This is a genomic window from Nocardioides luteus (genome assembly GCF_015752315.1).
In the GTDB taxonomy this organism is placed as follows: Bacteria; Actinomycetota; Actinomycetes; order Propionibacteriales; family Nocardioidaceae; genus Nocardioides.
Genome location: NZ_JADOVJ010000001.1, coordinates 1,346,810 through 1,367,148, shown reverse-complemented (window position 1 = coordinate 1,367,148; position 20,339 = coordinate 1,346,810). Strand labels below are relative to the sequence as shown.

The 20,339-nt window shown below is 70.1% G+C and carries 13 protein-coding genes and 1 riboswitch; of the genes, 3 read left to right on the top strand and 10 right to left on the bottom strand.

What is annotated here, in order from left to right; genetic code table 11:
• Positions 1-10: 10 nt before the first annotated feature.
• Both HD557_RS06505 and HD557_RS06500 read left to right on the top strand, forming a co-directional pair.
• Positions 11-1,066: a WD40 repeat domain-containing protein gene (locus tag HD557_RS06505; RefSeq protein WP_196873305.1), complete on the top strand. Its 1,056-nt coding sequence runs from the start codon at positions 11-13 to the stop codon at positions 1,064-1,066.
• Positions 1,067-1,134: 68 nt separating this feature from the next.
• Positions 1,135-2,079, top strand: coding sequence for a hypothetical protein (locus HD557_RS06500; protein ID WP_196873304.1), 945 nt, complete (start codon positions 1,135-1,137; stop codon positions 2,077-2,079).
• Here the strand turns inward: HD557_RS06500 and HD557_RS06495 are convergent.
• Positions 2,064-3,923, bottom strand: coding sequence for an AMP-dependent synthetase/ligase (locus tag HD557_RS06495; protein ID WP_008363692.1), 1,860 nt, complete (start codon positions 3,921-3,923; stop codon positions 2,064-2,066). The two genes, HD557_RS06500 and HD557_RS06495, sit on opposite strands and share 16 nt — an antisense overlap.
• A gap of 309 nt (positions 3,924-4,232) precedes the next feature.
• Between HD557_RS06495 and rpsT the strand changes: the two genes are divergently transcribed.
• Complete coding sequence (gene rpsT / locus HD557_RS06490) at positions 4,233-4,493, top strand: 30S ribosomal protein S20 (protein ID WP_008363690.1); 261 nt, start codon at positions 4,233-4,235, stop codon at positions 4,491-4,493.
• 184 nt (positions 4,494-4,677) lie between these two features.
• Here the strand turns inward: rpsT and holA are convergent, their stop codons facing one another.
• The 9 genes from holA to katG form a co-directional block, all read right to left on the bottom strand.
• Positions 4,678-5,661: a DNA polymerase III subunit delta gene (holA, locus tag HD557_RS06485; RefSeq protein ID WP_196873303.1), complete on the bottom strand. Its 984-nt coding sequence runs from the start codon at positions 5,659-5,661 to the stop codon at positions 4,678-4,680.
• A 29-nt stretch (positions 5,662-5,690) separates the two neighbouring features.
• On the bottom strand, positions 5,691-7,979 hold the full coding sequence (locus tag HD557_RS06480) for a ComEC/Rec2 family competence protein (protein WP_307785545.1): 2,289 nt from the start codon (positions 7,977-7,979) through the stop codon (positions 5,691-5,693).
• Positions 7,976-8,869 (bottom strand): ComEA family DNA-binding protein, encoded by an 894-nt coding sequence (locus HD557_RS06475; protein ID WP_196873302.1) that lies wholly within the window; start codon positions 8,867-8,869, stop codon positions 7,976-7,978. Before HD557_RS06475 ends, HD557_RS06480 begins: the two co-directional genes overlap by 4 nt.
• Positions 8,870-8,994: 125 nt before the next feature.
• On the bottom strand, positions 8,995-9,855 hold the full coding sequence (locus HD557_RS06470; RefSeq protein WP_196873301.1) for a DegV family protein: 861 nt from the start codon (positions 9,853-9,855) through the stop codon (positions 8,995-8,997).
• 56 nt (positions 9,856-9,911) lie between these two features.
• Complete coding sequence (gene leuS / locus HD557_RS06465) at positions 9,912-12,395, bottom strand: leucine--tRNA ligase (RefSeq protein ID WP_196873300.1); 2,484 nt, start codon at positions 12,393-12,395, stop codon at positions 9,912-9,914.
• A gap of 506 nt (positions 12,396-12,901) precedes the next feature.
• Positions 12,902-13,957 carry a lipoate--protein ligase family protein gene (locus tag HD557_RS06460; protein WP_307785544.1) on the bottom strand — a complete coding sequence of 352 codons (1,056 nt, stop codon included), beginning with the start codon at positions 13,955-13,957 and terminating at the stop codon, positions 12,902-12,904.
• A gap of 39 nt (positions 13,958-13,996) precedes the next feature.
• Positions 13,997-15,316, bottom strand: a complete 1,320-nt coding sequence (locus HD557_RS06455) for an aminotransferase class V-fold PLP-dependent enzyme (RefSeq protein ID WP_196873299.1) — start codon at positions 15,314-15,316, stop codon at positions 13,997-13,999.
• 58 nt (positions 15,317-15,374) lie between these two features.
• Positions 15,375-15,488, bottom strand: a riboswitch (SAM riboswitch).
• Between the two features lie 74 nt (positions 15,489-15,562).
• Positions 15,563-18,034, bottom strand: coding sequence for a transglycosylase domain-containing protein (locus HD557_RS06450; RefSeq protein ID WP_231380199.1), 2,472 nt, complete (start codon positions 18,032-18,034; stop codon positions 15,563-15,565).
• A gap of 129 nt (positions 18,035-18,163) precedes the next feature.
• Entirely contained in the window at positions 18,164-20,314 is a 2,151-nt protein-coding gene (katG, locus tag HD557_RS06445; protein WP_196873298.1) for a catalase/peroxidase HPI, read from the bottom strand.
• Positions 20,315-20,339: the final 25 nt, after the last annotated feature.

Genomic DNA, 20,339 nt, shown 5'->3' with positions numbered 1-20,339 from the left:
CGAAGGACCGATGAAACCCCGAACGTACGCCCTCAGTGTCCCGCTCATCGGCGTGCTCGCCGCCGCGCTCCTGGCCGGGTGCGCCGGCGACCCCGACCGGGACGGCTGCGACATCTCGGCGCTGGAGACGGCCGGTGACTCGATCAGCCTGGCCGCCGCGGTGGCGCCCTCGCGGCTGGTCGCCGGCTCGCTGACCGCCGGTGCCGACGGGAAGTACGTCGTCGCCAGCTGCACCGACGGCACGTGTCGCTGGAACGCCGGCGGCGGTGCGTACGAGCCGATCTCCGAGACCAGCTACGGCGCCATCAGCCCGGACCTCACGCTGGTCGCGCGGAAGGTCGGCTGCTCGGACATCGCGCTGGTCGAGGTGGACAGCGACGAGGAGGTCCAGCGGCTCGAGGGCCTGCCGAACCCGAAGGTCACCGATGCGAGCCCGGTCGGCGAGATCGCGTTCAGCCCCGACGGCGAGCTCGTGGCCGGTGCCGGGCTCGAGGGTGACCTGATCGTCTGGTCGGTCGAGGACGGTGACGAGGTGGCGAGCGCCGACCTCGGCAACGGCATCGGGTCGATCTCGTTCAGCCCGGACGGCACGCAGCTGGCGGTCGCCTCCGGCGACGGCGTGGCGATCCTCGAGGCCGAGTCGGGCGACGAGGTGGACACCCTCGCGGCCGCACGCGGCGCCGACCCGATCTGGAGCCCCGACGGCCGCTGGATCTCCGGCGTCACCTCCGAGGGGTACCCGACGGTCTGGGACGCCACGACGTTCGAGGCCGTCGAGACGCTGCCCGGCCAGCCGGCCACGGCGGTCGCCTTCTCGCCGGACTCCCGGTCGCTGGCCGTCACCGCCGACCCCGGCGACGTCCGGCTGATGCTGTGGGCACCCGCCGCGCTGGGCGGCTCGGGCGGGTCCCGCGAGATCGCACAGGCACCGGCGATGACCTCGAAGGTGATCTTCAGTCCCGATGGCAAGACCCTCTACACCGCGTCGGCCCGGGAGGGCCTCGCCGCCTGGGACGTCGCCACCGGGAAGCCCGCGGGAACGTTCGACCAGCCGCCGATGCCCTGAAACCCGGTGGTCGAGCTCGTCGAGACCACCCCTGGCGCATCCTGGCCGGCGTACACAAGGATGTCGGGGTGAGCGCGATCCCGACGAACATCCCGCACGGACAGACCGCCCGCCGCCTGGAGTGGCCCCACCTGCCCCCGTTCCTGCGGGCCTCGATCGAGAAGCGGCTCGGCGGTGGCCCGGTGGTCTCCGCGCAGTCGCACGGGGCCGGCTTCACGCCGGGGTTCGCCTCGGTGCTGACCTGCCAGGACGGCTCCCAGCACTTCGTGAAGGCCGCCTCCGCCAAGGCGCAGCGTGACTCCGCGGCACTCCACCGCGAGGAGGCGGCGAAGCTGAAGAAGCTCGCCGGCTGGATCCCCAGCCCGAAGCTGAAGTGGTTCGACGACGGCGAGTGGGTGGTTCTGGCCTTCGAGTACGTCGAGTCGCGGCTGCCGTCGCGGCCGTGGACGTCCTCGGACCTGGAGGTCGTGTCGCGGGCGCTGGTCGAGACCGCCGCCGCACTCACCCCGGCCCCGGGTATCGGCTGGCCCACCTTCGCCGAGGAGCACGCCTCGTACCCTGCCTTGTGGGACCGGGTCGCCGGCTACCCGCACGCCGACCGGGCGGCCGCTCTCGCGGCAGGCTTCGCGGAGCACACGGCCGGCGAGACGCTGGTGCACCTGGACGTACGCGACGACACCATCCTCATCCGGCCCGACGGTGGCGTGCTGCTGCTCGAGTGGACCTGGCCGGTGCTCGGCGCCGACTGGATCGACTCGCTCCTGCTGCTGATCGGTCCGCGCGGCGACGGTCTCGACGCCGAGGCGTTCCTGGCCGAGCATCCCTTGCTGTCCAAGGCGGACCCGGAGGCCATCGACTCGGTCCTCGCGCTCTTCGCCGGCTACTTCCTCGCCGCCGCCGACCAGCCCGTGAAGACGACCTCGCCCCACCTCCGCAGGATGCAGCGGTGGCAGGGCGAGGTGTGTCTGGACTGGCTGGCGGAGCGTCGGGCGTGGGATCAGGAGCCGGCGTAGAACGCGTCGATGCGCTCCTTCTCCCGCTCCTCGACGACGTTGCGCTTCACCTTGAGCGACGGGGTGAGCTCGCCGCGCTCGACGGTCAGGTCGTGCTCGAGGATCTCCCACTTCTTGATGGTCTCCCAGCGGTTGAGGCTGGCATTGAGCTCGTCGACATAGCCGCCGATCAGCTCACGAACCTGCGGCGAGGTGACGATCTCCTCGTAGGACTTCCCCTCCAGGCCATTGGCAGCGCCCCAGGCGGTGATGGACTCGGGGTCGAGGGCGATCAGCGCGCTGACGAAGTTGCGGTTGGCACCGAAGACGAGGAACTGGCTGGTGTAGGGGCACAGCGCGGCGAACTTCGACTCGATCGCCGGCGGCGCGACGTACTTTCCGCCCGAGGTCTTGAACAGCTCCTTGATCCGGCCGGTGATGGTGATGTAGCCCTCCTCGTCGATCGAGGCCTTGTCGCCGGTGTGGTACCAGCCCTCGGCGTCGAGCGCCTTGGCGGTCTCCTCGGGGAGGTTGTGGTAGCCCGGCATCACGTGCGGGCCGCGGATGAGCAGCTCGTCGTTCTCGCCGATCTTCACCTCGCTGCCCGGGAACGCCTTGCCGACCGTGCCGAGCTTGTTCTCCTCCAGGGTGCCGACGGACGCGCCCGCGGCGTTCTCCGTCGAGCCGTAGCCCTCCATGATGAGGATCCCGGCAGCCCGGAACCACTCGGCGATGTCGCGGTTGAGCGGGGCGGAGCCGGAGATGAAGAAACGTACGCGGCCACCGAAGCGGTCACGGACCTTGCTGAGCACGAGCTTGTCGAGCACGGCGTGCTTGAGGGCCATGCCGGTCGGCACGGACTTGCCCTCGCGCAGCAGCCGGTCGCGGGCGATGCCGTTGGCGAAGGCGGCGTCGAAGAGCTTCTTCTTCACGCCACCGTCGTTCTCGACCATCATCATGATCCTGGCGTGGACCTTCTCGAAGATGCGCGGGGCGGCACCCATGAAGGTCGGCTTCACGATCGCCAGGTTGTCGACGATCTTGTCCATCCGGCCGTCGATCGCGGTCGGGAAGCCGCACGCGATCTGGATCGAGAGCAGCACCTTGCCGAAGACGTGCGACATCGGCAGCCACAGGAACTGCAGGTCGTCGGGACCGAGCACGTCGCCCTGGACCCGGATGGCCTCGCCCTCGTAGACCCAGGCGCGGTGGAGCAGGCGCACGCCCTTCGGCCGGCCGGTGGTGCCGGAGGTGTAGACCAGGGTGGCCAGGTGGTCCGGGGTGATCTTGGCGGCGGTCTCCTCGATCAGGTCCGGGTGCTCGGCGAGGTACTTGTCGCCGATCGCCGCCAGGTCGTCCAGCCCGATGACCCGGTCGCCGTCGGTCGCGCCGTCGAAGGTGATGACCTTGACGATCTCGGGGAGGTCGGCGGCCCTCTCGGCGATCTTGGCGAGCTGGGTGTCGTCCTCGGCGAAGACGAAGCGGCACTCGGCGTCGCCGAGGATGTAGGCGGTGTCATCGACGTTGGTCGTCGGGTAGACCGTCGTGGTGGCGCCGCCGGCGAGCATCACCGCGAGGTCGGCGATGATCCACTCGTAGCGCGTGGTCGAGGCGATGCCGACCCGCTGCTCGAGCTCGAGACCGAGCGACACCAGGCCGGCGGCGAGGCGGCTGGCCTGGTCGCTGGCCTCCTTCCAGGTCAGCGACTTCCACTCTTCCCCGCCTGCCTCGGTCGTCGAGCCGACCACCGGATAGCGGAACGCCTCCGCGTCAGGGGTCGCCTTGACACGGTTGAGGAAATGAAGGGCGAAGTTCGCCGGCATCTCGTCGAGAAATGCAAGATCGATCGCGGACTGGGTCGGCATGATTCTCCTGGCCTGCAGTATTTGCGTGGGGGTGGCAATGGGCGGTGTGCACGAGAGGCGCCGCGCGGGGGACCTTAGACGCTCGAGTCGCGTCGCAACAGGGGTCCCGCCCGGAAATCTCGTGACCGAGATCACCACATCCTACCCCCGAGTAGCTACTGAGGGTACGGCGATTTGAGGCCACGCGACGCGTGTCTGTAATCTTGACCGCAAGCGTGTTCGCGTAGGCCTCTCCCCTCTCACTTTCCCCGAGGGGCCGGATTGAGAGCTCGCACCACCACACGTCGAAGCACTGGAGATCACTTACCCATGGCGAACATCAAGTCGCAGATCAAGCGCAACAAGCAGAACGAGAAGGCGCACGAGCGCAACAAGGCCGTCAAGAGCGAGCTCAAGACCGTCATCCGCAAGTTCCACGCCGCCGCCGAGGCCGGCGAGAAGGACGCTGCGGTCGAGAACGCCAAGGTCGCCACCAAGAAGCTCGACAAGGCCGTCTCCAAGGGCGTCATCCACAAGAACCAGGCCGCCAACCGCAAGTCGGCGATCGCCAAGAAGGCTGCCTCTCTCTGAGGTAAGCCGCACCGAAGCCCCCGTCCTGTGTGACGGGGGCTTTCGCATTTGCCGAGACGTCAGTTCTGTCGGCCGAGTGGGCAGTTGTGGCGGCCGAGATTGCAGTTGTGGGGGCCGAAACTCGAGTTTCGGCCCCCACAAGTGCGGTTTCGGCCGCCAGAACTACGGTCTCGGCGTGCTGTGATCAGCGCTGGCGCAGGGCGGCGATGGTGAGGACGAGACGCTCGAGCGTGTACGCAGGGTCGCTGGCGGCGCCCTTGAGGTCGGCGTCGGCCCGGGCGACCGAGCGGAGGGCCTCGCCGATGGCTTCGCGCGACCAGCCGCGGGCGAGGCCGGCGATGGACTTCTGCTTCCAGGGCGGGGTGCCACTGTCGCGGATTCCGGCGACGTGGTTGGCGACGGTGCGGAGCTGGCCGGCCACGGCGGAGAGGACGTAGACCGGGGAGGAGCCGGTGTCGAGGGCCCAGCGGATCTCCTCGAGCGCCTTGACCCGGTCGCCGGAGATGATCGCGTCGGCGATCACATAGTTCTTCACCTCGGCCCTGCCGCCGAAGTATTGCTTCACGTGCTCCAGACCGAGTCGCTTCGCCTCGTTGTCGCCGGCGAGCTGGCTCGCCGCGGCCGCCAGGGCACGGAGATCCTGGCCGACCGCCTGGATCAGGAAGTCGGCGCCCTCCTCATCGAGGCTCGCTCCGTGGAGCCGCATCTCGGCCTTGACGAAGCTGCCGAACTCACGCGCCTTCAGCTCGACGGACTTGTGCTCGGTGACCTTCGGGAGCTTGCGGAGCTTCGCAAGCGTGCCGCTGCCCTTCTGTCCTCCTCCGTGGACGAGGATGAGCGCGACCTCCTCCGAGGGCATCCCGGCGTAGTCCACCAGGCCTGCCACGGACTCGTCGGGCAGGTTCTCCAGGTTGCGCACCACGACGCAGCGGATGCTCGAGAAGAGCGACGGGGCGCTCAGCTCGCCGAGCGTGGCCAGGGTCAGATCGGCGGCGGTCGCCTCGGAGATCTCCGCCTCGGCGTCATACTCCTTCACCGCGGCCTTCGCTGCCGCGACCGTGCGCTCCCCCAGGAACTCCTCCTTGCCCGTCACCAGCGTCACCCGGCCGAGGACATCGGCGGCCGACAGGTTTCCGGTGGGGCTCGGGGCGGAGGCGGTGCGTGCCATGCTCAAACCCTCCCACACGGCACCGACACTTATCGCGTCACCACGGCGGCCTCCCCTCCCGACTCGAGGACCGCGACCGAGCCGTCGCGGTCGGTGCGGTAGACCTCGGTGCCACTGTCCTCGAGCCCCCGGACCGTGGCCGTGGCGGGATGGCCGTAGTCGTTGCCGGCACCGACCGAGGTGAGCGCGACCTGCGCGTGCAGCGTACGCAGCCAGTCGAGGTCCTGGTAGCGCGAGCCGTGGTGGGGCACCTTGAGCACGTCGATGTCGAGACCGGCGAGGTCGTCGGCGAGCTGGTCCTGTCCCTCCGGCTCGATGTCACCGGTCAGCAGCAGGCGCAGACCGTGCGACTCGACGAGGAGGACGACGCTCGCGTCGTTGGCCGTGGAGCCGTCTCCGGGTCCGCGGGTGTCGGAGCCTGCCGTCGGCCAGAGCACCTGGATCCGCACCTCGCCGATGGTCACCGTGGCTCCGTAGGGAGCCGGGACCGGCACCACTCCGGCCGCCCCGATGGCCTCGCCGAGGACCCGCACTCCCTCGGGCGGGTCCTGGAGGCGCGAGGTCCACAGCTCGCCCACCCGACGTCCGGCGAAGACACCCTCGACGCCGTTGACGTGGTCGGCGTGGAAGTGGGTGATCACCGCGAGCGGGACGTCGTCGACCTCGAGCCGGTCGAGGCAGTCGTCGACGAGGTCCGGGTCGGGGCCGGCGTCGACGACGACCGCACTCCCCGGCCCCGTACGCACCGCCAGCGCGTCTCCCTGCCCGACGTCGCACATCACCAGCACCCACCCTGCCGGCGGCCAGCCCGGGCTCGGCAGCCGCACCAGCGCCACGGCGAGCAGCACCAGGCATCCGGCGACGCCGGTGACCGGATGCCGAAGGACCCGTGGCGCCAGGAACGCGATCGCGGCACAGACGACGACCAGCACCACCAGGGCCAGCGGCCCCGTCGCCCAGCCGACCTCGGCGGTCGGCAGCCCGGCGCCGAAGCGAGCGACGGCGATGATCCAGGCGACGCACCAAGTCGCGAGCGTGCCCGCAACCATCCCGAGCGGATCCCACACCAGCCCGAGCAGACCTCCCAGCAGGCCGAGCACCGTCGCGGGTGCGACGGCGGGCTCGACGAGAAGGTTGGCGAGCACCGCGACGAGGCTGACCTGGCCGGAGATGGCGGCCACCACTGGCGTGCACGCCAGCTGCGCGGCGGCCGGAACCGCGATCGCCTCCGCGCACCACTGCGGCATCCACCGCCGCAGCGCATCACGCCATGGCGGTCCGAAGAGCAGGATGCCGGCGGTGGCCAGCACCGAGAGGGTGAACCCGACCGAGGTCGCCAGGCTCGGGTCGATCAGCAGGAGCCCGATCACCGCAGCGCCGAGTCCGCGCAGCGCTCGCTGGCGTCCGTTGTGCGTCATCGCCAGGAGCCCGACCGCACCCATTGCGGCGGCACGCACCACGCTCGGCTCGGTCCGCGCGAGCACGACGAACCCGAGGATGCCGAGCACCCCGACGGCGTACAGACCTCTCCCCCGCACCCCGGCCCACCGGGCGATGATGAGCAGGAATCCCACCACGAGGGTCAGATTGGTGCCCGAGACCGCGAGCAGGTGAGTGAGCCCGGTGGTGCGGAAGTCGTCGGCGAGGTCGTCGGAGAGCCCGGTGTCGTCACCGTCGACCAGGGCGGGAACCAGCGCGGCCTGGTCGGGTGGTCGGTGTGCCACCGCGTCCCGGATGGAGAGGCGTAGCTTGTCGGAGGCCCGCCACCAGAGCCCCGGACCGGCGACGACCCGTGGCTCCCCCGCGATGAGCAACGCAGACTCCTCGTGCGAGTCGCTCTTCGCCAGGCGACCGGTCGTCGCCACCGTCGCCCCCAGCGGGATGTCGGCCCACGCGTCGTCACCGAGCACCACCACCGGCGTACGCAGCCGGTAGACCACCCCGCGGCCCCTGATCTCCCGCACGCCGGCGCGCCGGAGCTGGTAGGTCGCATGCTGGCCGGTCACCTCCTTCGGGTCGGTCGTGACGGTGGCGATCACCCGCACCTGCGCCTCTCGCGCCGCCAGCTGCGCGACCGGGTTGTCGCTGACCCGGGCGGCGTGCAGTCCCGAGACGATCGCAGTGCCGGCGATCATCAGCACCAGGGCCAGCACCGTCGACCGGCGCTGGCGGACCGCCCAACCGCCACCGATGCCGAGGACGGCGGCGAGCAGCGCCAGCAGGACCATGCCGGACCGTCCGCCTGCCGCGACGACCGGCCCGGCCAGCGCCCCCGCCCAGGCACCGGCCCCGAGAAGCGGCAGTCGCAGATCGTTCACAACGTGACCAGCGGTTCCAGGGAGTCGAAGGTCTTCGGTCCGATCCCGTCGACCTCGAGCAGCTCGTCGACCGAGGTGAACGCGCCGTTGGTGGTGCGCCAGTCGATGATCGCCTGCGCCGTCACCGGCCCGACCCCTGGCAAGGTCTCCAGCTCCTCCATGGAGGCGGCGTTGAGACTCACCCCAGCCCTTGGCGGCGCCCCTGCCACCGGACCACCGGAGCCGGGCGCAGCAACACCCGCTCCGCCGGCCGGCACCCCGACCACGATCTGCTGCCCGTCGCTGAGCAGGGCTGCGAGGTTGAGACCGGCGAGGTGTTTGTGGGACGCCCCACCGGCTGCTTCGACGGCATCCACCACCCGCGAGCCGACCGGCAGCACGACGATGCCTGGCTTGGGCACCTTGCCCTCCACATCGACCGTCACCGTCCCTGCCGACGCCCCATCCGACGGCACCGCGGCGACGCTCCCCGGCGCGGCCGAGCCGGTCGGCAGGGACACCAGCGGGGAGGCCGACGGCGACGCCCGGGCGGCTGGAACCACCTCGGGATCGGCCCGGATCATCCACCAGCAGGCCACCGCCAACCCCGCGACCAGCACCAGCGAGACCACCACCAGATGCCACGGACCGAGGCTCACCCGCCCGCGCAGCGGCTCCGGCAGCATCGCGTCGGGTGAGATCACGACCTGCCGCCGGGACGCGTGCCGCCCCGGGACCGGCACCAGCGGATCCAGCTCCGCGGTGTCGGTCGCAGCCGGCCCGTCCCACCACGGCGGCTGCCAGTCGTCCTCACCCTCGTCCGCCTCCCCCGGCGGGTCGAGCTCGGCACGCAGCTGCTCCAGCCGCCGGGCGACGGCATCGGCATGATCGGTGGTCGGTCGGGTGCGCATGCGGCCGAAACTATGCGCCCGCGCCGACGGTTCCGAGCGCGATTTCGGCGCCTGTGGAGAACCCGATCCTGAACCATCCCTGTGGACGGCAACCGGCCCGAGATCAGGCCGAGATCAGCCCAGGATCAGAGCCGAGGCCCCACGACGACCGCGACACACCCCGGCCCCACGTGCGCACCGAGCACCGCACCCAGCTCCCCGACGCGTACGTCTCCGTCGATCTTGCCGTCGAGCTCGGCGCACAGCCCCTCGGTCATCGCCGCTGCCCGGTCCGGGCTGCCCAGGTGGGCGACCACGACCTCGACGGCGTCGGCGTCCTCGGCAGCCTCGAGCCCGAGCGCCTGGAGCCGGGCGATCGCCCGCTCAGCCGTACGCACCCGCTCGTGCGGCACGACACGCCCCTCCTCGATCGTGAGCAGCGGCTTGACCGCCAGCGCCGTCCCGAGCAGCGCGGCGGCAGCGCCGATCCGCCCGCCACGGCGCAGGTACTCGAGCGTGTCGACGTAGAAGTAGGAACGCGTCGCCGCGACCCGCTCCAACGCGGCCGCCTTCGCCTCGGCCGCGCTGCCGCCACGACCGGCGACAGCAGCGGCGGCCATCACCGCGAACCCGACCCCGGGGCCGACCAGCCGCGTGTCCACCGTGATCACCGGCACCGGAGCCTCGCGCGCGGCGAGCATCGAGGACTCGCACGTCGCGCTCAGCTCCGCGGACAGGTGGATGGAGACGATCTCGTCGAACCCCTCGGCCGCGAGCTTCGCGTAGACCTCCCCCAGGAGTGCCGGCGACGGTCGAGAGGTCGTCACCGTCCGGTGCGCTGCCAGTGCCGTCAGCAGCGCCTGCGGCGACGTCTCCTCCACCCCGTCGTCGTACGACGTCCCATCCACGATCACCTGCAACGGCACCGATGTGATCAGCTCCGTGGCATCCCCGAGATCGGATGGAAGCATCGCGGTCGAGTCGGTCACGATCGCTACCCGGGCCATGCCCGAAGCCTACAGATCGACCCATCGCGACGGCACCACGAGCCGACCCGATGTGATCAGACGACGATGTTGACCAGCTTGGGCGCGCGGACGATGACCTTGCGTACGGTCTGGCCCTCGATCGCGGCGGCGATCGAGGGGTCGGCCAGGGCGGCGGCCTCGAGGTCGGCCTCGGAGATCGAGGGCGAGACCTCCAGGCGCGCACGGACCTTGCCCTTGATCTGCACGACGGCGGTCACGGAGTTCTCGACGAGCAGGTGGGGCTCGACCGTGGGCCACGCGGCTCGCGCGACCGTCGGCTCGTGCCCCAGACGCTCCCACATCTCCTCGGCGGTGTAGGGCGCGACCAGCGAGAGCAGGATCGCGACCGTCTCCGCGGCCTCACGTACGGCAGGGTCGGCGGGGCCGACACCGGAGTCGATCGCCTTCCGGGTGGCGTTGACCAGCTCCATCACCCGAGCCACGACCACGTTGAACCGGTAGGACTCGATCAGCTGCTCGGCCTCGGCGACCGTCTTGTGGGTGACCCGGCGCAGCGCCACGTCGCCGTCGTCGAAAGACACACCCGGCTCCGAGGTGACGTCGCCCGCCAGGCGCCAGGCCCGCTGCAGGAACTTCGCCGAGCCACCCGGCGAGACGTCGGCCCAGTCGATGTTGTCCTCCGGCGGGGAGGCGAAGACCAGCGTCAGCCGGGTCGCGTCGACGCCGAACTCCTCCAGCACGTCCGACAGGTTCACGCCGTTGCCCAGGGACTTCGACATCTTCTTGCCGCCGTTGATGACCTTGCCCTGCGACAGGTAGGCCGAGAACGGCTCGTCCCAGTCGATCAGGCCGATGTCACGCAGCGCCTTGGTGAAGAAGCGGGCGTACAGCAGGTGCAGCACCGCGTGCTCGTCGCCGCCCAGGTAGAAGTCGACCGGGCCCCACTCGCGGGCGGCCTCCGAGGAGAACGCCTGGGTCTCGTCGGTCGGCGACAGGTAGCGCAGGAAGTACCAGGACGAGTCGACGAAGGTGTCCATCGTGTCCGAGTCGCGCGTGGCTGGCCCGCCACACTTCGGGCACGACACGTTGACCCACTCCGTGGCGGCCGCCAGCGGCGAGACGCCCTTCGGCTTCAGGTCGGCGCCCTTCAGCTCCGGCAGCTGCACCGGCAGCTCGGCCTCGGGCACCGGCACCTCGCCGTCGACCGGGCAGTGGATGATCGGGATCGGCGCGCCCCAGTAGCGCTGCCGCGACAGCAGCCAGTCACGCAGCCGGTAGTTGATCGTGCCCTTGCCGTGGCCCTCGGCCTCCAGCTTCTCGATGATCTTGTGGATGCCGCTCGCCTTGTCGGCGACGCCCTCCAGCTCGGGCGAGTTCACGTACGCACCGTCACCGGCGGTCGCGACGTACGTCTCCTCGGGGTTGTCCGCGCCCGGCACGTCCACGACGCGGCGCACCGGCAGGTCGAAGGCCTTGGCGAAGTCCAGGTCACGCTGGTCGTGGGCCGGGACGGCCATGACCGCGCCGGTGCCGTAGTCGGCCAGGACGTAGTCGGCGGCCCACACCGGGATCTGCTCGCCGGTGACCGGGTTGGTCGCGGTGACGCCCAGGTCGACACCGGTCTTGGGACGGTCGGTCGCCAGCCGGTCGATGTCGGAGGCCTTGCGTACGTCCTCCAGGTAGCTCTCCAGCGCGGCGGCCCGCTCGGGCGCCACGATCTCGGCGGCCAGGTCCGCGTCGGCGGCGACGACCATGAAGGTCGCGCCGTACAGCGTGTCGGGACGGGTCGTGAAGACGGTGACCTTCTTGGTCTCACCCGAGGTCAGAGCGATCTCGAAGTCGACGTGCGCGCCCTCGGACCGGCCGATCCAGTTGCGCTGCATGTTGACGACCTTGCCGATCCAGGTGTCCTGCAGCTTGTCCAGGCCGTTGTACAGCTCCTCGGCATAGGCCGTCGTGCGGAAGTACCACTGGGTCAGGTCACGCTTGGTGACCGTCGCGCCGCACCGCTCGCACTCACCGTTGACGACCTGCTCGTTGGCCAGCACGGTCTGGTCGTTGGGGCACCAGTTGACCGGGGACTTCTTGCGGTAGGCCAGGCCGGCCTCGTACAGCTTCAGGAAGATCCACTGCGTCCACTTGTAGTACTCCGGGTCGGAGGTGTGCAGCCGACGCGACCAGTCGAAGGAGATGCCGTAGCGCTTGAACGACTCCGCCTGGGTCTCGATGTTGGCGTAGGTCCAGCCGGCGGGGTTCTCGTTGCGCTTGATCGCGGCATTCTCGGCGGGCAGGCCGAAGGAGTCCCAGCCGATCGGGTTCAGGACGTCGAAGCCCTTCAGCCACCAGTAGCGGGCCAGTACGTCGTGGAGCGCGGTCACCTCGGCGTGGCCCATGTGCAGGTCGCCCGAGGGGTAGGGGAACATCGTGAGCGCGTAGCGCTTCTCGGCCCCCGCACGCTGGCCCGCCTTGAACGGCTCCAGCTTCTCCCAGATCGGGCGCCACTTGTCCTGCAGCTCCACGACGTCGTACGTCGCCTGCTCGGCCTGCTCCTGCGTCATTGGTCTTTCGTCCTTGTCGAGTGTCGTGCGTCAAGACTGCTTCTGGAACAAAGCTCCGTAGAACTAAAAAGGCCCCTCACATGGAGGGGTAGCCGCGTGACCGGGGTGTGTCCCTCAGGGTCAGCGCGGCTGCCTAAGAAGCAGGACAGACATCTGCATGTGTCCAGGGTAGCCGACCACCGCCGCCAGCGTCATTCGCAGGCCCGCCATACTCCCGCGCCCGCCGCCGGTGACAGGGTCGAAGGCCTCTAGAAAGGCACTTTCGATAGGTCATGAGTTCTGCCCTGCGGATCGACCGACAGAAAATATGGCCAGAGGGGCCTTCACCTATTGCGACGGCAAGTTCCAGCGTGCCAAACTGGCGACGCTCCGCTGCTCGTGATGTCGGTCGTGAATGAGGACCCCCCCATCTCATCCAAGGAACGCTCCGAGCAGCGGAGTCCAAATCTTTGAGGCCCGGCGACGAAGTCGCCGGGCCTCACAACGTATGGGGGCAAGCCCCACACCTACGGCACCCGAGTGATCCATTCCCGCGCGCCGTGCTTACCAACAACCAGCGCGGCAGCCTCGTCGATCGTGGCCTGATCGAGCCCGACGTACGCAGCCCCGAAGCTCTGCTCGAACTCGGCCAGCAGCGCCTCGACGACCTTCTCGCGGCTGAGCCCGGTCTGGGAACGGATCGGGTCGACGCGCTTGGCCGCGCTCCTGGTGCCCTTGTCGGACATCTTCTCCCGGCCGATCCGGAGCACCTCGAGCATCTTGTCGGCGTCGATGTCGTAGGCCATCGTGACGTGGTGCAGGACGCCGCCGGGGACCCGCTTCTGCGCGGCGCCGGCGATCTTGCCGACCGGCGAGGCGATGTCGTTCAGGCCGGCGTAGGCGGCCTCGATGCCGACGCTGCGCAGGCCGCGCAGCACCCACTCGTCGAGGAAGGCGTAGGACTCCTGGAAGGACATGCCGGCCACGAGCGTGTCGGGCACGGCGAGGCTGTAGGTGATCGTGTTGCCGGGCTCGATGAACATCGCGCCCCCACCGGAGATGCGGCGTACGACCTCGATGCCGTGACGCTCGGCGGCGGCCGAGTCGACCTCGTTGGAGAGCGACTGGTAGCTGCCGATCACGACCGCGCTGCTGGCCCAGTCCCAGAACCTCAGGTTGGGCGCGCGGCGACCCTCGGCGACCTGGCGGACGATGACCTCGTCGAGGGCCATCTGCATCGTCGGCGACAGCGGCCCGGTCTCGACGATCTCGAGGTCGAGGTCGTCCCAGGTCGTGGCCCGGCCGAGCGCGCGCAGCACCGTCAGGGCGATGTCGCGGGTGCCGAAGCCGACCAGCTCGGCGTCACGCGCGGCCGCGTCCAGAGAGGCCGTCAGCCGGTCGAGGGACGCGTCCGCCGGCTGTCCCTCCAGCGCCGCGGTCAGCCACCCCAGCGCCTCGTCGGGTTCCAGGAAGAAGTCGCCCGAGAGGACGACGTCGATGATCGTATCAGCGGAGACCGTCGCGTCGACGACGACGAGCTTGCCGCCGCGTACCTTCCGCTCGCCATGCACTCGTTCACTCACAGTTCCTCAACACCGTGAGCGCCTGGATTCATCCCTGCACTACACCGCCGCGCCGCACGATCCGGCGGTGTCGGCGAGGCGGGTGAGACCGACCGGTCCGACCAACGGCCGCGGGTCCTCGGCGAGCGTCCAGGCGCCGTCGAGGAGGACGTAGTCGCCCCGGACGTCACCGTCGAGAAGAGCACGTACGCCGGCCACCAGCCGGTCCACGTCGCCGGCCGAGGTCCCGATGCCGATGCTGGCGCGGACCGCGCCGCCGGTGTGCCCGAGGCGCTTGAGGAGCGGCTGGGCGCAGAAGCGGCCGTCGCGTACGCCCAGGCCGTGCTCGGCGGAGAGGTAGGCCGCGACCCGGCCGGGCTCGATGCCGTCGACGGTGAACGTGACCACGCCGACCGGCTCGTCGGAGTCCGGCCACAGGCGGAGGATCTCGACACCCTCCACCTCGGACAGGCCGGCCACGAGGCGCCCCCTCAGCGACGCCTCGTGGCGGTCCAGCTCGGCGGCCGAGAGGTCGCCGAGAGTCGTGCACGCCGCGGCCAGCGCCGCGGCGCCGATGACGTTGGGCGAGCCGCCCTCATGGCGTGCGGGGGCGGGCTGCCAGGTGGTCTCCCCGACCTCCACGTCGTCGACCGCCCCTCCCCCGGCGAGGTAGGGGGTGCCGACGTCGAGCCAGTCGCGGCGCCCGACGAGGGCTCCGGCGCCGTAGGGGGCGTAGAGCTTGTGGCCGGAGAAGGCGACGTAGTCGGCGCCGGTCACGGCCAGCGAGAAGTGGCGGTGGGCGAGCAGCTGGGCGCCGTCGACGAGGACCCGGGCACCGTGGGCATGGGCCAGGGTGACGATCTCGCCGATCGGCAGCGCCTCGCCGGTGACGTTGGAGGCACCGGTGACGGACACCAGGGCGTAGTCGCCGCGGGCCAGCTCGCCGGCGAGCGCGTCGATGGTGCCGGCGAGGGTGTCCCGGGCGGTGACGGCGGTGACGCCCGCGTCGACCCGGTGCCACGGGAGCAGGTTGGCGTGGTGCTCGATGTCGAGGACGAGCACCCGCCCGGGTACGCAGCCGGCCAGCAGGTTCACCGCGTCGGTGGTGTTGCGGGTGATGACGGTGACGTCGTCCTCACGGGCTCCGACGTAGGCGCCGATGGTCGCGCGCGACTCCTCGTAGAGGGCGGTCGAGACCTGGGACAGGTAGCCGGCGCCACGGTGCACCGAGGCGTACCAGGGCAGGACCTCGGCCACCCGGTCGGCCACGGCCTGCAGGGCCGGCGCCGACGCGGCGACATCGAGGTTGGCGTACGTCGCGGTCGACCCGTCCAGCAGCGGGACCTGGGTCTTCGAGCCGACGAGCGGGAGCAGTGACATGGGGGCACCCTTCGGGGGTCATGGCTCCCCCAGGGCCGCGCGAGGGCTGCCCGGGCGAAGCACGCGCTTGCCCGCGCCACCTCGGCGAGGGCCTGGTCGTCACCCGGAGCACCCCACCGCGTGGGAGGGTTGCCCGCCAGCAAGCCGGGGCTTCGCGCTGGCAGTCGTGACCTTCGGCGAAGATGCTGCCCGAGTCGGGGCGCGCCCACCAACTCGTCATCTCGATACGTGGGCACGTATCTCAGATCACGGACGACCCTCCCAGGGATTGCCGTTGCCGTTGCCATTGCCCTCACAGGCGCCGAAGAACTCCGCGATCGGGTCGCACTCCTCGCCGTCGTCCTCCTCCGGAGGTGGTGGCGGCGGCGCGATCAGCTGCTTCTCGTGGCCGGGCTCGGGGTCCTGGCCGTCCACGTAGACCGGCTCCGGGAAGTTCTCGACCTCCTTGCCCTCCATGGCCTTCGCCATGATGGCGGCCCAGGTCTCGGTGGGATAGTCGGCGCCGAAGTAGGACGGCATCCAGCCACCGTCGAGCTTCCCCTCGCCGTTGCCGCGCGAGTAGCGCACGGCGGTCGCGATCTGCGGCGTGAACCCGACGAACCAGGACGAGCAGACGTACTGCTCGCTGGTGCAGGTGCCGGTGCCGGTCTTGCCGGCCACCGGACGGCCGATGCTCTGGGCCTTCTGGCCCGAGCCGCTCTGCACCACGCCCTGCATCGCGTACGTCACGTCGGCGGCGACGTCCTCGGAGATCGCGTGCCGGGCGTTCTTGCGGCCGTTCCAGCTGTAGAGGACGTTGCCGGCGCGGTCGCGGACCTTCTTCACCACGTGCACGTCGTGGCGGTAGCCGCCGTTGGCGATCGTGGCGTAGGCGTTGGCCATGTTGATCGGGCTGACGTTGGCGCCGCCCAGCGCGATCCGGTCGTCCTGGTCGGTGAGGTAGCCGGACGTGCTCGGGATGCCGGGATACCTCGGGTCAGCCTTCTCGGGCGTCAGCCCCGCGTCGAGCGCGGTCTGGTAGACGGCCTTGCGCCCCTCCTCGGCCCCACCCATCGACTCGGTCATGTCGATGTAGGCCGTGTTGACCGACTGCTCCAGCGCCTTGAGCATGGTGATGTACTGGCCGTAGTCCATGCCGTCGGCGACGCCGGCCTGCTCGCCCTCGTTGACGACCTGCGAGCCGGTGTAGGTGGTGAACGGCGAGTCGCCCGCCCAGGTCGACTCCAGCGAGTAGCCCTTCGCGATCGCCGCAGCGGTGGCGAAGACCTTCATCGTCGACCCCGCGTGGCCGCCGGTCGCGGCCCAGTTGTGCTGGCTGTCGAGGTAGTCCTGGCCACCGTAGAAGCCGAGCAGCGCACCGGAGGCGACATCGACCGAGGCGGTCGCCACGTGCAGGGCGTTCTTCTGCTCCGGGTCGTTCTTGACGTACGCCTTGCGGTTCTTGGGCTTCACGGTCTTGGCCGCGGTGGCCGACGCCTTCATCACCTTCGGCGAGAGCGTCGCGGTGATCCGCAGGCCACCGCTGTCGATCTTCTCCTCGGTGAACAGCGGCTTGCCGTCGGCACCCTTCAGGCCGAGCAGCTCGGCCTTGATCATGGTGAGCGCGTGTCCGCGTTGGCCGCCGAGCCGGCTCGGCACCGTCTTCGCGGGGAACTTCGGCAGCGCGTCCTTCACCTTGTCGGCCTCGGCCTGCTTCAGGTAGCCGAGGTCGACCATGCCGGAGAGGACGTACTGGTAGCGGCCGAGCAGCTTCTCCTTGCCGCGGAAGGTGCTGCTGGCCGGGTCGAAACCGGCCGGGTTGTTGAGGATCGCCGCGAGCGCGGCGGTCTCCTGGAGAGACAGGTCCTTGGTCGACTTCGCGAAGTAGGCCTTGGCGGCGGCCTCGATGCCGTAGGCGCCGCGGTTGAAGTAGATCGTGTTGAGGTAGTCGGTGAGGATCTGGTCCTTGCTCTTCTGCCGGGTGAGCTTCAGGGCGATGACCGCTTCCTTCAGCTTGCGCGAGTAGGACCGCTCGGAGTTGAGGTAGTAGTTCTTGACGTACTGCTGGGTGATCGTGGACGCACCCCCGGCAGTGCCCTCGGTGGTGTTGGAGAACGCCGCCCGCACGATGCCCTTCACGTCGACGCCGCTGTTCTCGTAGAAGGTGCGGTCCTCGGCGGCGACGACGGCGTGCTTGACCATCTCCGGGATCTCGTCGGCGTCCAGCTTGATCCGGTTCTGGTCGCCCTCCTGGTAGCGGCCGAGCTCGGTCTTGCCGTTGCTGTAGTAGACGAACGAGGTCTCGACCTCGAACTCGGCGTTGGGGTCCGGCACCGTGATCCGGTTGTACGCCACGATCGCCGTCATCGAGCCGATCAGGGCGATCGCCAGGAAGCCGACCAGTGCCACCTTCGCGGTGAGCTTTCCCCAGCGCCGCCAGCTCGGCGGCGCGGAGGGCCGGTTCGCCGAGCCCGTGGCGGCCGAGGTCTTGGTCGCCGAGGCTCTGGCCGCGGCCCACTTCTCGGCGGCCCAGGCCGCGGCCGGCTCTGCCCTGGCGAGCAGGGCGCGGGCGGTGGAGGGCCGGGGCGCGGCGCGACGGGCACCCGGTCGGCTGGGCGTGGTCCGGGGCGGCTCGGCCGCGATCCGAGGGGCGGGCGGAGGGGCGGGCGGAGGAGGCGGCCGCCACGACGGCGGCGGACCGGTCGGACCCTTCGGAGGCTCGGCGCTCCGGTGTTCCATTGCTCCACCTGACCTAGGCAACTGATTGCGGCGGCCGATGATCCTACCCCGGCGGGTATGACGAAGGAGGCCGACCCCGTCAGGGGCCGGCCTCCGTGTCGGTCGTACGCCGCGGCGTACGGCCTCAGATCACTTCTTCAGGTCGAAGCGGTCGTTCTCCATGACCTTGACCCATGCGCTGACGAAGTCCTTGACGAACTTCTCCTTGGCGTCGTCGCCGGCGTAGAGCTCGGCGATGGCGCGGAGCTCGGAGTTGGCGCCGAAGACCAGGTCGACGCGCGAACCGGTCCAGCCGTTGGTGCTGGTGTAGGTCGTCTCGTCTGCGGACGGGGTCCACTGCTGGTCGTAGTCGAGCAGGTTGACGAAGAAGTCGTTCGTCAGGGCGCCCGGGGTCTTGGTGAAGACACCGAGGTCCGAGCCGTCCCAGTTGTTGCCGATCACGCGCAGACCACCGGTGAGGACGGTCGCCTCGGGGGCGGAGAGGCCCAGGAGGTTGGCGCGGTCGATGAAGAGGAACTCGGAGGGCAGGTTGAGGAACCCGGAGTCGTAGTTGCGGAAGCCGTCGGCCACCGGCTCGAGCCAGCCGAAGTTCTCCGCGTCGGTCTGCTCCTGGGTGGCGTCGACGCGGCCGGCCGTGAACGGCACGGTCACCTCGTAGCCCGCCGCCTTCGCGGCCTGCTCGACACCCACGCCACCGGCGAGGACGAGTACGTCGGCGAAGGAGACACCGGTCGAGGCCGCGATCTGCTCGTAGGCGGCGATGACCGGCTTGAGCTCGTCGGGCTGGTTGACCTTCCAGGACACCTGCGGCTCGAGGCGGATGCGACCGCCGTTGGCGCCACCGCGCTTGTCGGAGTTGCGGTAGGTGGCCGCAGCCTTCCAGGCGGTGGAGACGAGCTGCTGAGCGGTGAGGCCGGACTCGGCGATCGCCTTCTTGGCGGCGGCGATCGAGGCGTCGTCGGTGGCCGCCGAACCGGTCGGGAGCGGGTCCTGCCAGGGCAGGTCCTCGGCCGGGACCTCGGCGCCGGCGTAGCGGCTCTTCGGGCCCATGTCGCGGTGGGTCAGCTTGAACCAGGCGCGGGCGAAGGCGTCGGAGAAGGCGTCCTGGTCGTCCTTGAAGCGGCGCGAGATCGCGTCGAACTCGGGGTCCATGCGCAGGGCGAGGTCGGAGGTGAGCATGCGCGGCTCGCGCTTGCCGTCACCGAACGCCTCGGGCACCAGGTCGGCACCGCCGTTGTTCTTCGGCTTCCACTGCTTGGCGCCGGCCGGGGACTCGGTGAGCTCCCAGTCGTAGGCGTAGAGGATGTGGAAGAACTCGTTGTCCCAGCGGGTCGGGTGGTAGGTCCAGGTGACCTCCAGGCCCGAGGTGACCGCGTCGGGGCCGACACCGGTGCCGTGACCGTTCTTCCAGCCGAGGCCCTGGTTCTCCAGGGGCGCGGCCTCCGGGTCCGGACCGATCAGGTCGTCGGGGTGGGCACCGTGGGTCTTGCCGAAGGTGTGGCCACCGGCGATGAGGGCGACGGTCTCCTCGGAGTTCATCCCCATGCGGCGGAAGGTCTCCTTGATGTCCACCGCGGACTTCAGCGGGTCGGGGTCACCGTTGGGGCCCTCCGGGTTGACGTAGATCAGACCCATCTGGACGGCGGCCAGCGGCGCCTGCAGGTCGCGGTCGCCGGTGTAGCGCTCGTCGTCGAGCCAGACCTTCTCGGGGCCCCAGTAGACGTCGTCGTCGGCCTCCCACACGTCCTCGCGACCACCGGAGAAGCCGAAGGTCTTCAGGCCCATGGTCTCCAGCGCGACGTTGCCGACCAGCACGAACAGGTCGGCCCAGGAGAGCGCCTGGCCGTACTTGGCCTTGACCGGCCACAGCAGACGGCGGCCCTTGTCGAGGGAGACGTTGTCGGGCCAGGAGTTGAGCGGCGCGAAGCGCTGCTGACCGCTGCCGGCGCCACCGCGGCCGTCGTGGCTGCGGTAGGTGCCCGCGGCGTGCCACGCGAGACGGATCATGAACGGGCCGTAGTTGCCGAAGTCGGCCGGCCACCAGTCCTTGGAGTCGGTCAGGACCGCGGCGATGTCAGCCTTCACGGCGGCCAGGTCGAGCGCCTCGAAGGCCGTCTTGTAGTCGAAGTCGGGGTCGACCGGGTTGGCCGCAGGGTGATGCTTGGCCAGGATCTTCAAGTTCAGCTTGTTGGGCCACCATTCCTGGTTGGCGCTGCCGACGGTCGGGTGAACGCGGCCGGCGTTCATGACCGGGCACTTGCTCACGGACTCTTCAGACATCAGGTTCCAGTCCTTCTTGTTCGGA